The 12,452-nt window shown below is 58.8% G+C and carries 12 protein-coding genes and 3 tRNA genes; 12 read left to right on the plus strand and 3 right to left on the minus strand.

What is annotated here, in order from left to right; translation table 11 throughout:
• Nucleotides 1–111 precede the first annotated feature (111 nt).
• The 3 genes from JDEN_RS02770 (at nucleotide 112) to JDEN_RS02780 (ending at nucleotide 3,792) form a co-directional block, all read left to right on the plus strand.
• The gene (locus JDEN_RS02770) at nucleotides 112–1,503 is read left to right on the plus strand and encodes an FAD-dependent oxidoreductase (RefSeq protein WP_015770850.1); all 1,392 of its coding nucleotides are present in this window, start codon (nucleotides 112–114) and stop codon (nucleotides 1,501–1,503) included.
• A gap of 143 nt (nucleotides 1,504–1,646) precedes the next feature.
• Entirely contained in the window at nucleotides 1,647–2,504 is an 858-nt protein-coding gene (gene htpX / locus JDEN_RS02775; RefSeq protein WP_015770851.1) for a zinc metalloprotease HtpX, read from the plus strand.
• A 43-nt stretch (nucleotides 2,505–2,547) separates the two neighbouring features.
• Nucleotides 2,548–3,792 carry a hypothetical protein gene (locus tag JDEN_RS02780; RefSeq protein ID WP_015770852.1) on the plus strand — a complete coding sequence of 415 codons (1,245 nt, stop codon included), beginning with the start codon at nucleotides 2,548–2,550 and terminating at the stop codon, nucleotides 3,790–3,792.
• A gap of 6 nt (nucleotides 3,793–3,798) precedes the next feature.
• Here the strand turns inward: JDEN_RS02780 and JDEN_RS02785 are convergent, their stop codons facing one another.
• Complete coding sequence (locus JDEN_RS02785; RefSeq protein WP_015770853.1) at nucleotides 3,799–4,596, minus strand: HAD family hydrolase; 798 nt, start codon at nucleotides 4,594–4,596, stop codon at nucleotides 3,799–3,801.
• A 3-nt stretch (nucleotides 4,597–4,599) separates the two neighbouring features.
• A complete protein-coding gene (locus JDEN_RS02790) occupies nucleotides 4,600–5,097 on the minus strand; it encodes a YajQ family cyclic di-GMP-binding protein (protein WP_015770854.1) in 498 nt (165 codons plus the stop codon).
• A gap of 236 nt (nucleotides 5,098–5,333) precedes the next feature.
• On the opposite strand from JDEN_RS02790, the gene JDEN_RS02795 reads away from it, so the two are divergent.
• The 6 genes from JDEN_RS02795 to JDEN_RS02815 all read left to right on the plus strand — a co-directional run bounded on the left by JDEN_RS02795 (nucleotide 5,334) and on the right by JDEN_RS02815 (nucleotide 7,077).
• Nucleotides 5,334–5,415, plus strand: a tRNA-Tyr gene (locus JDEN_RS02795).
• Between the two features lie 232 nt (nucleotides 5,416–5,647).
• A tRNA-Thr gene (locus JDEN_RS02800) sits at nucleotides 5,648–5,719 on the plus strand.
• Between the two features lie 98 nt (nucleotides 5,720–5,817).
• Nucleotides 5,818–5,891, plus strand: a tRNA-Met gene (locus JDEN_RS02805).
• 80 nt (nucleotides 5,892–5,971) lie between these two features.
• Entirely contained in the window at nucleotides 5,972–6,142 is a 171-nt protein-coding gene (rpmG, locus tag JDEN_RS13355; protein WP_083775094.1) for a 50S ribosomal protein L33, read from the plus strand.
• 21 nt (nucleotides 6,143–6,163) lie between these two features.
• Nucleotides 6,164–6,646: an FAS1-like dehydratase domain-containing protein gene (locus JDEN_RS02810; protein ID WP_015770855.1), complete on the plus strand. Its 483-nt coding sequence runs from the start codon at nucleotides 6,164–6,166 to the stop codon at nucleotides 6,644–6,646.
• On the plus strand, nucleotides 6,643–7,077 hold the full coding sequence (locus JDEN_RS02815) for a MaoC/PaaZ C-terminal domain-containing protein (protein ID WP_015770856.1): 435 nt from the start codon (nucleotides 6,643–6,645) through the stop codon (nucleotides 7,075–7,077). The genes JDEN_RS02810 and JDEN_RS02815 overlap by 4 nt, the downstream gene beginning before the upstream one ends.
• 54 nt (nucleotides 7,078–7,131) lie before the next feature.
• Here the strand turns inward: JDEN_RS02815 and JDEN_RS02820 are convergent, their stop codons facing one another.
• Nucleotides 7,132–8,376: a LacI family DNA-binding transcriptional regulator gene (locus JDEN_RS02820; RefSeq protein ID WP_015770857.1), complete on the minus strand. Its 1,245-nt coding sequence runs from the start codon at nucleotides 8,374–8,376 to the stop codon at nucleotides 7,132–7,134.
• Between the two features lie 143 nt (nucleotides 8,377–8,519).
• On the opposite strand from JDEN_RS02820, the gene JDEN_RS02825 reads away from it, so the two are divergent.
• Genes JDEN_RS02825 through JDEN_RS02835 form a run of 3 tightly spaced genes read left to right on the plus strand, consistent with a single transcriptional unit; the run spans nucleotide 8,520 to nucleotide 12,397 of the window.
• Nucleotides 8,520–9,851 (plus strand): MFS transporter, encoded by a 1,332-nt coding sequence (locus tag JDEN_RS02825; protein ID WP_015770858.1) that lies wholly within the window; start codon nucleotides 8,520–8,522, stop codon nucleotides 9,849–9,851.
• A complete protein-coding gene (locus tag JDEN_RS02830) occupies nucleotides 9,848–11,125 on the plus strand; it encodes an MFS transporter (RefSeq protein ID WP_015770859.1) in 1,278 nt (425 codons plus the stop codon). Before JDEN_RS02825 ends, JDEN_RS02830 begins: the two co-directional genes overlap by 4 nt.
• Before the next feature lie 9 nt (nucleotides 11,126–11,134).
• Complete coding sequence (locus JDEN_RS02835; RefSeq protein ID WP_015770860.1) at nucleotides 11,135–12,397, plus strand: UDP-N-acetylmuramate dehydrogenase; 1,263 nt, start codon at nucleotides 11,135–11,137, stop codon at nucleotides 12,395–12,397.
• Nucleotides 12,398–12,452 lie beyond the last annotated feature (55 nt).

The following is a 12,452-nucleotide window of genomic DNA, read 5'->3' on the forward strand; positions in this document are numbered from 1 at the left end:
CCTGAACCGGACATTCCCAAACTGACAGATCCTTGTCAGGGTAGTCCTCAGCAATGAAGACATTCGCGGCGCGCATCTTTGTGCCGCCCACAACGGAAGGCGCACATCTCCGTGAGCATCGATCGTCCATTACGGGTAGCTGTGGTTGGGGCTGGTCCCGCCGGTATCTACGCGTCAGACATCCTGTCAAAGACCGACCTCAACGTGTCCATTGACCTCTTTGACCGCTTACCCGCGCCGTTTGGTTTAGTTCGTTATGGTGTTGCTCCAGATCACCCACGTATCAAGCAAATCATTACGGCATTGCATAAGGTCCTTGACCGGGGTGATATCCGACTGTTGTCGAATGTCGACTTTGGTGTGGACCTGAAACTTGAAAACCTGCGGGAATTCTATGATGCAGTGATTTTCTCTACGGGGGCGATTAAGGATGCTGCTCTCACTATTCCTGGCATTGAGCTAGATGGCTCTTATGGTGCTGCGGACTTTGTCTCGTGGTACGACGGCCACCCTGATGTTCCTGACACGTGGCCGTTGAATGCTCAATCCATCGCAGTGTTGGGCGCCGGGAACGTTGCTCTCGATGTTGCCCGGATTCTGTCAAAGCATCCGAAAGATCTGTTAAGTACTGAGATCCCGGACAATGTCTACCAGGGACTTGTGCAAAGCCCAGTTACCGACGTGCATGTCTTTGCGCGGCGCGGCCCGGCGCAAGCGAAATTCTCACCTCTTGAGTTGCGTGAACTAGGGCACATCCCCGACGTGGATGTTGTTGTTTACCCCGAGGACTTTGAGTTTGATGAGGGGTCGATCGCAGCCATCAACTCATCCAACCAGACGAAACAGGTCGTCAAGACTCTCACCGATTGGACGTTGCGGGACCCATCGACGCTGACTGCCTCGCGCCGTCTTCACCTCCATTTCCTCCATGCTCCTCACGAGTTGGTTGACACCGATGGTGACGGGCGCGTTGATGTGCTTCGTACTGAGCGCACCGCGTTGAACGGGGACGGGACCGTCTCGGGGACAGGCAAGATCCAGGAATGGCCGGTTCAGGCTGTCTACCGTGCTATTGGTTACTTTGGTTCTGCGCTCCCTGAGGTGCCTTATGACGACGTGCGCGGCGTGATTACCAACGCCGAGGGTCGCGTTGTGGACATCAATGGTGATCACGTTGCAGGGTTGTATTGCACGGGGTGGATTAAGCGTGGTCCGGTGGGGCTGATCGGGCACACGAAGTCAGATGCGTCTGAGACAATCCGTCACCTTGTTGAGGATGCTGCAGACCTCGATTCATTTGCCACAGCAACGCGCCCTGACCCGTCAGACATCACTGATTTCCTTGCTGAGCGTGGTGTGGATGTCATTGAATGGTCGGGGTGGAAGCTCTTGGATGCGTGGGAACAAGCCTTGGGGGAAAAAGCGGGGCGTGAACGTATCAAGGTTGTTCCGCGCGCGGAACAGATTGGTATCTCGTTAGCTCGGATCACAGCTGATAGCTAGACGCTGTGGGAACACGGGGGCTTGGTTGCGCGACCAAGCCCCCGTTGCGCTTTTCGGGGGTAGCCGGGAACGTTTAATCGCGGTGGGGCGTTGGACCAGTTGACACGGAAACACGCGATGACTGGGTTGGAGGAGAGGTTTCGATGGGTCATCGGCATCTCAACGGGGTAAAGACCGCTGCATTATTTGGCGTGATGTGGGCGCTGTTGTTGGGTTTGTGGTATCTCGTTGCTGGCGATTCTCCTGGCCTTTTGCTGCTTTTCAGTGCTTTTGGTTTGGCGATGACGTTTTACACATTTTGGAACTCTGACAAGTTAGCGATTCGATCCATGCACGCCCGCCCGGTCTCAGAACTTGAGGCTCTAGCGATGTATCGGATTGTGCGTGAGTTGTCGACGGCTGCTCGCCAGCCGATGCCTCGCTTGTATGTGTCGCCCACAATGAGCCCTAATGCTTTTGCGACCGGGCGCAGTCCGCGCCATGCCGCGGTGTGTTGCACGGAGGGGCTCTTGGCGATGTTGGATGAGCGAGAACTTCGGGGGGTGCTGGGCCATGAACTCATGCACGTGTACAACCGTGACATTTTGACGTCATCGGTGGCGGCTGCGATTGCCGGGGTTATTTCTTCGGTGGCGAATCTTTTGTTCTTTTTTGGTGGGTCAGACCGTGACCGCAACCCGTTGCTTGCTCTGGCCACAATGATTGTGGCGCCCGTTGCTGCCACTGTCATTCAGTTAGCTATCTCGCGTACTCGCGAGTATGACGCAGACCAGGACGGGGCGCGTTTGACGGGGGATCCGTTGGCGTTGGCTTCGGCGCTGCGGAAACTTGAGGCCGGCACGGCGCGGGCTCCGTTGCCGGCGACCCAAGATCTTGCTGATGTGTCGCACCTGATGATTGCCAATCCTTTTCGGGCTGGTGGGATAGCGTCTTTGTTCGCTACGCACCCTCCCATGAATCAACGGATCGCCCGTCTAGAAGCTATGGCGGGACGTTTCTGACCTGTGTGAGGTGTTGATGCTGGTGACGCCGTAAACTGTCGGCGTGCGTCTCTTTGAGGTTCGGTGGCTTCCACTTGCGTTGAGTTACCTGTGTTGTGGTGTCGTGATTGCGCGTGGGCTGGGTGAACCGTGGGATGCGATGTGGCATCTGCACGCATCGCAGTGGGGCTGGCCTGGTGTGCTGCGTGATGTGGTGACGTCATTCGTTGTGGTGTCGACCGTTGTTGCGCTGGTTGTGGCGGCGCTGGATACACGGGTGGCGGCAGGGGTGTTAGTTGTCCCTGTGTTGGCCTCTGTGTTCTCTCTTGTGGTGTCTGCGGCGTCAGCACGGTGGCTGGCCGCATTCGATGGCGCGGTGGTTGCGTCGTGGTGTGCGCTGGTTTTCCTGGTGCGTTGGCAGCAGCGGCGGCTTCGTGTGCGGTTGCGTCATGTGGTGCCAGGGGTGGCATATCCTTCGCCTGAGCTGCTTGGTGAGGTATTTGCGGCACGCCCAACGGAGCGGTGGGCTCCCTGGGTTGTGTGGGCTGCCTGGGGTGTTCCTCTCGTTGCTGCGCTGGTGAGTGTGGTCGGGCTCGTTTCCTCGGTTGAGTCCCGGCACGAGGCCGTGTGGGAGATGGCCACAGTGACTGCTGTGTCCGGTGATGTGGTCACTGTGACGCAAGCTGGTGGACGTTCGTGTGAGCTTGAAGTGTGGGATGAGCACATTGTCGGTGCTCAGGTACCCACGTTGATGGGGGAGGACGGTTGGTGTGAGATCACCACGTTGGGGGAGTATCAGGATGTGACCTGGCCGCTCGCGTTGGTGTGGCTCTTGGTTCATGTGGAGGTGGTTGTCTGGCTGCTGTGGGGGCGGTCCTGGTCTGTGGTCGATGCGGTTGTGCGCCGCGGGGTGGTGGCGCGTTATGTGGGTGGTGTGAGCCCGCTGCGGTGGGAAGGTCCGTGGGCGTTGCGGTCGGTGCCGGTGGGAACGGTGACGGTGCCGTGGTTGGTTGAAGAACTGACTGTTCCGGTGGTCCATGGTGGTGCGTTGGATGGTGGTTCTTCGCGCAGTGTTGATGTGGTTCTTCGTGTTCATCGAGTGGGATGGTCGCGTGATCTTCGCATGTTCCTTGCGGATCAGGCTGGTGCGAGTGAGGTGATGCGACAGGTTCCGCAGCAGTGGGGAAGTATCGTCGTGGTCGATCGGGCACACCCTACCCGTGTGGTTGTGGCGTACCGGACGGGTGAAGTGTTTGTGGGGCGGATGGTTGACGCTCGGGGCTTGGTGGGGGTTGCTTCTCGTCGGTGAGGGCCGTTACACGTGGAGGTTGTAGAGTTCGGCAAGATACCGGGCGACTCCATCGTCGTGGTGTGCCAGGGCGTGTCCGTCAGCGTGGTGGAGCACATCGGGGTGTGCGTTGGCCACGGCGATTCCAGTTCCTGCCCAGGTGAGCATGGGGAGGTCGTTGGGCATGTCACCGAAGGCGATGACTTGAGATGCGGGGACGTTGTGGTCGGCGGCCCACTGTGCGAGTGCGGCGGCTTTGGTGACTCCTGGGGCGGTCATTTCGGCGAGGCCTCCCGCGCCGGAGAAGGCGAGGAGGGCGCGGTCGTCGAGGACATTGTGCACCTGTGTGAAGAAGGTTGTGTCATCGAGATGTGGTGCTTGGGCGAGGAGTTTTCCTACTGGGACATCGACCATTGTTTCGATGAATGCCCAGCGTGTGTGGGGTCCGTGTGGGTGTTGGGATACGAAGTGGGGGTCGAAGACGACTCCAGTGTGTCGTTCTGCGCCAAGCGCGATTCCGGGGATCGCTTCGCGGAGATCTGTGACGATGCGCTGCACCTCGCCGTGGGTGAAACCGCGTATCCGGGTGGCGGTGTGGGTGGTGAAGTTCCACATGAGCGCCCCGTTGAGACAGATCGCCCGGCCGTGGGCCGGGGCGATCTGTTCTAGTGGTGCCATCCATCGTGGGGGTCGTGCGGTGACAAAAATGATCTGGACACCGTGGTCCTCCAGTTGTTGGAGGACGCGGCGGGTGAACCGCGAGACGCTGAGGTCGGGTCGTAAGAGCGTTCCGTCCAGGTCTGTGGCGACGATGGCGGGTAGCATCTGTCAGCGGTAGTTCGTGAATTGCACGGCGAAGTCGAGGTCTGATTCACGCAGGAGTGTTTGTACTGCCTGGAGGTCATCGCGTGATTTCGAGGTGGCGCGGACTTCATCGCCGGTGATCTGGGTTTTCACGCCCTTTGGACCTTCTTCACGGATAATCTTGGTGACTTTTTTGGCTCGGTCGCCTGCGAGTCCTTCTTTGAGGATCCCTTCGAGGCGGTACTCTTTGCCGGACGCTTGGGGTTCTTTGTCGTCCGTGTCGAAAGCTTTGAGGGAAACGCCGCGTTTGATGAGTTTTGTTTGGAACACGTCGAGGATGGCGAGTACTCGTTCGGCTGAGTTTGCCGTGAGAACGATTTTTTCGGTGCCTGACCATGAGATCGTGGCGCCGGTGTTCTTGAAGTCGTAGCGTTGGGAGATCTCTTTTGCTGCTTGGTTCAGGGCATTGTCGACTTCCTGACGATCGACGCGCGAAACGATGTCCATGGAGGAATCAGCCATTGTGTACCTTCCTAGTTCAGGGTGAGGGGAGCCTCACGAACGTGTGAGTCGTTGTGCCACCACTGTATCGGGCTGCGCTGAGCAGTGCATTGAGGTGCTCGTTTCGGTGAGGGTGCGAGTGTGATCATGCACTCATCGGGAATGGGGGTCGTGGATTTCTCATTTTCTCGATCTTTGAGTATCGTTGATTCTGCTCAAGACGGAGCGTGATGCGTTCACGTTCATCTAGGGTGGAAGGCAGCTTGCCCGAGCGGCCAAAGGGAGCTGACTGTAAATCAGCCGCGTCATGCTTCGTGGGTTCGAATCCCTCAGCTGCCACAGATGGGCGGGGAGAGTCATTGTGATTCTCCCCGCTTTTTGTTGCCTCTTTTGTTGCTTCTGATGTGTGGCGCGTGCGAGGTGATGTGTGGGTGATGACTGCTTGGGGGATTGTGAATCCCGGGAAGATCAGGAAAGTCGGTCCTATCGTGGCTGATCAGGTGGGGTGACCACCGTCACCTGTGTAGTGATTTGGTGTTGGGTAGTGAGTGTGTGTAGTCTTTTTGTCGTTGCCCCCGTAGCTCAGTGGTAGAGCGCAATCTTGGTAAGATTGAGGTCACGGGTCCGATTCCCGTCGGGGGCTCTGTTGATGTCAAAATGCGTGACGTGGCATAATGAAACGTCGTCGTGGCTTTGGCGTCACAACTGAAGGCTTCGGTCTTCACTCGAGAACTCACTCGAGGCGGGATAGCTCAGCTGGTCAGAGCGCACGGCTCATAATCGTGAGGTCGCGGGTTCGAGCCCCGCTCCCGCTACAAATACCCTGTACGCACGCTACGGCGTGCTTTTTGTTCGATCTGGCAGCGCCCATAGCGGCGCGAGAGGTGGCACTACCGTGGCAAGCAAGAGCTCTGACGTTCGCCCGAAGATCACGCTCGCATGCGTGGACTGCAAGGAACGTAACTACATCACCAAGAAGAACCGTCGCAACAACCCAGACCGTCTCGAAATGGCGAAGTTCTGCCCACGTTGCGGCAAGCACACTGCACACCGCGAGACTCGCTGATCTTTGATACGAGGGGATACCGTGGCGATCAATCACGAATTTGTTGGCCGTCAGTATCCGCGCACCGCGCCTTATCAGGTGTCACGGGCAAAGATCAGTGAGTTCGCTCGCGCTGTAGGTTCAACCAACCCCGCCTGCTTCCAGTTGGAAGCAGCGCGGGGTTGTGGCTTTTCCGATCTTGTTGCGCCATCGACGTTCGCTGTGATCGTGGCGCAACAGGCTGAGGCGCAGTACATTGAGGACCCTGACGCGCGCGTCGATTTCTCGCGGGTCGTTCACGCGGATGAACGGATGACGTACAGCCGTCCCATTGTTGCTGGGGATGATCTGGTTACGGAACTCTATGTGGACAAGATCGTCGAACGTGGAGCGTTGGCAATGGTCACGACTCGTTGCGAGGTTTTTTCTGTTCCTCATCAAGGCACTCCCGATGTGACTGACGGTGCAGGCGAGCATGTGGTCACCGTTGTTTCGACTCTCGCTATTCGTGGGGAGGACGCATGAATAACTGGGCTGTCCCAGCGTTTGATGACGTTTCTGTTGGTGACGTGGTTGCTCAACTCTCCTACGAAGTCACCCGTCAAGATTTGGTGCGTTACGCGGGCGCTAGCGGCGATCTCAACCCAATCCACTTCAACGATGCGTTTGCGCACTCTGTGGGGCTCGATGGTGTCATTGCCCATGGGATGCACACGATGGGTCGTGCTATGGCGGTGGCGGAGCAGTGGCTTGGTGATCAGCGAGCTGTTGTGGATATCCAGACTCGGTTTGCGCGGCCGATTCCAGTCCCGGCGTTGGCTAGCGCAGTCGTTGAGGTGACTGTCACGGTCGGGGCCCGCGATGAAGAACTGCGTAGGGTGCGGTTGGATATCACTGTGATCAGTGGCGGGGTGAAAGTGCTCGCCAAGGCGCAGATGGTCGCTCAGTTGGCTTAAGTATTCCACGGTCACTGCGGAATGTGGTCTCGCTGCAGGACAGCGTCGACACGGTCACAATGTGGCCGTGTCGTTTTTTGTGGAATTGTTGTGGTCGCGTTTATTGTGCTCCGTCAGTGTGGTGGGGACGGGGCCGCTTGTATCGCCAAGCACTGGTGGTACGGGTAAGTGTTGGCTGGTGACAGTGTTGTTGTCAAGGACGTCGAGGACAGCTTGTGCGATAGCTTCCCCTTTGCCCGGTAGTGGTTGTCGTGCAGTGGTGAGTTGTTCCCCTGCGAGCCAGGGAAGGTGCACCCCATCAAATCCGGTAATGGAAAGGTCTTCGGGGACCCGAAAGCCCATGTCACGTGCTTGTTGGAGCACTCCTGCCGCAAGAAGGTCTGAGTGTGCCATGATCGCGGTGGGGCGTTGACCGTCAGGGTAGTTGGTGGGGTCCAGCAAAGCGGCGCCGGCTCGGTGTCCTTCTTCGACAAGGGAAGCTTGTGCCTCCCAGATCAGGGTTGGTGTGACCCCTGCGTCAAGCATTCCGTGCAGACGGCCCCACGAGGGGAGAGCATAAGGGGGACGGCCCGCAAGGTGAGGGGTGCGAGCATGCGCTGGTGTGGTATTTGAGTTGTTGTTATTGGCGTGAGTAAGTGCCTGATTGTAGCGTTCGGTCAGTTCGTGGATGTGGGTGAGCCCATGGTGTCCATCTCCGAGCGATAGTGATACGCAGGCAATGCGTGTGTGTCCAAGATCAACAAGGTGCTGGGTCAGCGCTGTGATTGCGGCGCGGTCTCCCAGTTCGATGTAGGAAGATCCGTCGACGTGCTGACCTTCAGAAATGATGATCGGGATGTGCCGTTCGGCCAGGGCGTGGTAGGTCGGGTCGTGAGCATGTCCTCCCCATAGGAGAATCGCTGCGTCCATGGCAGTAGAACGGATCAGGGGGTGGACGTGATCATGGGGTTGCTGTGCCGTGGTGTTTGTGGGGTGGTCAGCGGGAATGAGGAGAACGCCAAGGCCGTGTTCGCCTAGTCGTCTGACGAGCCCGTCCAGAGCGGAGACGAGAACCGGGTCACGGAAGCCTCGCCGTATTGCATCGCCAATGACAACCCCCACGATGCCGGTTTTTCCGGATCGTAGTTGTCGTCCGAGCGCAGAGGGACCGGTGTAGCCGAGTTCGCGGGCTGCGTGGAGTACTTTTGTGCGGGTGGCCTCGGCGATGGGTCCGGAGTTGGAGAAGGCGAGAGATGCGGTTGAGATGGACACTCCTGCGTGGCGTGCCACGGTGGAGAGTGTGGGTTTCGTGGTGGACATCGCATCGCTTTCTTTGGGGAATTCGATTGACGGAACCGATCGGTTCGGCGACTATTGAAGTCTAGGAGTCGAATCGATTCGAATTCAGATTCTTCCACTCTCTGGCACGAAAGGCCACCACCATTTCTGCTCCACCCGCCCTGATGACGTCATCGAATAGTGCAGCGCAGATCGCCCGCGCGCGGTGGTCACTGATTGTGCTGTTTGCGCTTCTTGGGTTGTCGTACTCCAGTTGGCTGGGGCGCCTCCCCACGGTCAAAGAAGCTCTCAATCTGACCGAATCCCAGTTGGGTGTTGTGTTCCTGGCCGGTGCGATCGGTTCGTTGTGTTGCGTGACCATCGCTGGACATCTCGTTGTTCGGGTCGGCGGACGCACACTCTTGACAATCAGCGCAGTGGGCATTTCTGTTGCTTTTATTCTCGAAGGGCTTGGTCCCACGCTTGGGTCTGTCCCGCTCCTCGCCTTGGGAATTTTTCTCAATGGATGCTTTGTTGCGTTAACGAACGTTCCGCAAAACGTTGAGACTGCGGCCGTGGAACGGCGAGTGGGGCGCGCGATCCTCCCGCACTTCCACGCTGCGTATTCGATTGGTGCGGTCGTGGGGGCACTGATTGGTGCTGCCTGCGCTGCCGCGGATGTTCCCCTTGTCACGCAACTGAGTGTGACCGCGGTGGTGACACTCGTTGTTCGTCTAGTCCTCATCCCCAACATTGTGTTGGACACGCACTTGAGTGACGAAGAACGCTGGGACCGTGCCCGAACCGCACGCCAACGTAGGGTGGAGCGCGCCGAGGTTCGAGCTGGAATCGTTACACCAACACAACCTCGCACTCTGGCAGTGCTTCTTCGATCACGGCGAGCTTCGTTGGGGCAGGCGCTCGGCGCCTGGCGTGAGCCCCGCACTGTGCTGATTGGTGTCATCATCTTCGCTGCCGCGATGTCTGAGGGGTCAGCAAACAACTGGCTTGCGATTGCTGTTGTGACGGGATTTGACCGACCAGAAGCAACGGGAGCACTGATGTTGTCAGTGTTCCTGGTATCCATGACAGTTGTGCGGCTCGCTGGCACACGTGTGATTGACCGCTATGGTCGCGTCGCGGTGTTGTCTGTCTCCGGGGTGACGTCGATGGTAGGTCTGATTGTGTTTGGAGTCGCCCCGCACTTCAGTGTTGCTGTTCTCGGCATTGTGCTGTGGGGGGCTGGGGCGGCACTCGCTGTACCCTTAGGAATTTCTGCGGCGTCAGATGACCCGCTCAAGGCGGCAGCGCGGGTGTCCGTGGTGTCCGCATTCGCATCCAGTGCCTCGCTTGCAGCGCCACCCGTGTTGGGTTTTGTTGCCGAAGTGACTGGTACACGACTCGCCCTGACACTCATTGTGGTGTTCCTTGCGGTAGGGGTAGCGGTGTCACGCAATGTGGCACCGATTCAACGGCATAGCAGCGAAGACACTGTCGTGCCTGATGAGAAAGTGTGAAGAGAGTGACTCTAGGTCAAAGTGCTACCCGCGAGATCACCGTCTCACGGGCGACAATTGCGGTATACACCACCTTCTTTGTGGTGGGATTTGTCTTTGCGTCGTGGGCGTCTCGTCTTGTCGCCGTACGTGATGCGCTGGCGTTCACCCCCGCAGAAATGGGCCGTCTGCTGCTCGTCGGTGCGATCGGATCGATTGTGGCGCTCCCCGTCTCCGGGTGGGTCGTTCAGCGAATTGGCGGGCGGCGAACCATTGTGGGGTTCTCCATTCTCATGTGCCTTGGGTATGGCGGAACAGCGGCCACCGTGGGCAGCGTGCCACTGGTCGTGACAGCAATTCTGTTGCTTGTTGGTGGTGTCGGAATGGGCGTCATGGACTCCGCGATGAACCTTGAAGGGGCGCGTGTGGAAACAGTGATCGGCCGGTCGATCATGCCGCGCTTCCACGGGTTCTTTTCCTTAGGAACAATGGGCGGGGCGCTCGTTGGTGCAGGCCTCGCTCGGCTTGGTGTGTCGCTGCCATGGCACGTAGGAACTGCCATTCTTGCCGGGTTTGTTGTGGTGCAGTTCGCGGCACGGTCAGTGCTCCCTGCCGGGTATGGAATCACAGACATCCCCGTTGCGGGTGACGTTCCGCAACACAGTGACCAACCTGCCACCCAAGACCCCGCACCAAGCGTGTGGCAGGCGTGGGGTGAGCGACACACGTGGTTGATTGGCGTCGTCATCTTGGCTGCTGCACTGACCGAAGGAGCAGGCAACGATTGGATTGCGCTGGGAGTCAGCGACGGGTTTGACGTCAGCGAATCCTGGGGTGCGTTTGCACTGTTTGTGTTCCTGACTTTCATGACGATCATCCGTTTTCTCGGTACCTCAGTGGTGGACACCTTTGGTCGTGTCGCTGTTCTGCGGGCCTGCGGGATCAGCGCTATCGTCGGGCTCATGGTGTACGCCCTTGCACCAACACTGTGGCTTGCAGTCATCGGCGCAGCGATGTGGGGGGCAGGTGCCTCGTTGGGATTCCCCCTGGGTATGTCAGCGGCAAGCGATGACCCAGTCCGTGCTCCAGCTCGAGTTGCTGTGGTGGCAACCATTGGCTACACGGCGTTCTTTATCGGCCCACCCCTCCTGGGCGAACTTGCCGACCACTTCGGGTATCGCCTGGCGATGCTCGTGATCGTTGTCCCAGCTGTCCTGTCTGTGCTTGTGGCCGGTGTTGCACGCCGCCGTGAGGCAGGCACCAGCACGGTCGGGCACGCTGCATCCACCCGGTAGGCTGGTGGCGTGACTGATCTGACCGTAACCCGCCCTGCCGTCCTGGACCGCGCATCGACAACGCGAACCTTCGCTGACCTCACCACACTGCGCGTGGGGGGACCAATCGACACTTACGTGGATACCACAACAGAGCAAGAGTTCATTGACGTGATCTCCTACGCAGACGCGGTAGGGCTCCCACTCCTTGTCATCGGAGGTGGGTCCAACATCGTTGCGCAGGATGCACCATTTCCCGGCATTGTCGTTCGAGACATCCGCACCGGTGTCGCAATTGAGTCCCAGGACTCGTGTGGTGGAGCGACCGTGACAGTGCCCGCCGGACACGTGTGGGATGACCTCGTCGATGATGCGCTTGCCGCGGGCTGGGTGGGTATCGAATGCCTCGCCGGGATCCCCGGCACGGTCGGTGCAGCCCCCGTCCAAAACATCGGAGCCTACGGTCAAGAGGTCGCCCACGTCATTTCATCAGTACGGGTGTGGGATCGCAAGGAACGCCGGGCACGACTTTTTGCAGTCGGTGAACTAGCATTCGCCTACCGCGACTCACTGCTCAAACGCACCATGACTGACCGGACAACCGGGCCGCTATGGGGGCCCAGCCCCCGCTACATCGTCCTTGCTGTGTCCTTCCAATTTCGGTTGGGCACCCGGTCCGCCCCCATCGCGTACCAAGAACTTGCCACCCACCTGGGTGTTGACCTGGGAGACAGAGCCAACACAACAACCGTCGCGGATGCGGTCCGCGCGTTGCGTGCCCGCAAAGACATGCTTGAAGATCCCACCGGGCGCCCACCACATACCCAGCGCAGCGCATCGACAAACAGCACCGACACCACCGCCCACCACGACCCCTCCTACAACAGGTGGAGTGCTGGTTCCTTCTTCACCAATCCCATCATTGCTGCCAGCGACGCAGCCAACCTGCCACACGGGGCCCCCACCTACCCAGTGCGGACCACACAATCTGAAACCACCGCTGGACCATCACTAGGTGCCATCGACCCCGACCATGTGAAAACTTCCGCGGCCTGGCTCATCGACCATGCGGGACTTCACCGCGGATACGGGCTCACAGGACATCACTCCCCAGCAACGCTCTCCACCGTCCACACCCTTGCACTGACCAATCGGGGAACCGCCACCGCAACCGACATCCGCGCTCTAGCAGACCACGTGATTGCCAAGGTCCACGCCACATTCGGGATCACTTTGCAGCCCGAACCCGTCCACATCACCACAATCCCAGTGGTAGACATCACACAAGACTGACGCCATCTTCCTGTTACCTCTCAGACTCCCACGGTCCACGCAGATAGGTAACAAT

Source organism: Jonesia denitrificans DSM 20603, from assembly GCF_000024065.1.
In the GTDB taxonomy this organism is placed as follows: Bacteria; Actinomycetota; Actinomycetes; order Actinomycetales; family Cellulomonadaceae; genus Jonesia; species Jonesia denitrificans.

What these genes read in the sequence shown, in the direction of transcription:
- htpX (WP_015770851.1), top strand. Translation starts at nt 1,647, where the DNA reads ATGGGTCATCGGCATCTCAACGGGGTAAAGACCGCTGCATTATTTGGC.
- JDEN_RS02785 (WP_015770853.1), bottom strand. Translation starts at nt 4,596, where the DNA reads ATGCTACCCGCCATCGTCGCCACAGACCTGGACGGAACGCTCTTACGA.
- JDEN_RS02790 (WP_015770854.1), bottom strand. Translation starts at nt 5,097, where the DNA reads ATGGCTGATTCCTCCATGGACATCGTTTCGCGCGTCGATCGTCAGGAA.
- JDEN_RS02815 (WP_015770856.1), top strand. Translation starts at nt 6,643, where the DNA reads ATGAATAACTGGGCTGTCCCAGCGTTTGATGACGTTTCTGTTGGTGAC.
- JDEN_RS02820 (WP_015770857.1), bottom strand. Translation starts at nt 8,376, where the DNA reads ATGTCCACCACGAAACCCACACTCTCCACCGTGGCACGCCACGCAGGA.
- JDEN_RS02825 (WP_015770858.1), top strand. Translation starts at nt 8,520, where the DNA reads ATGACGTCATCGAATAGTGCAGCGCAGATCGCCCGCGCGCGGTGGTCA.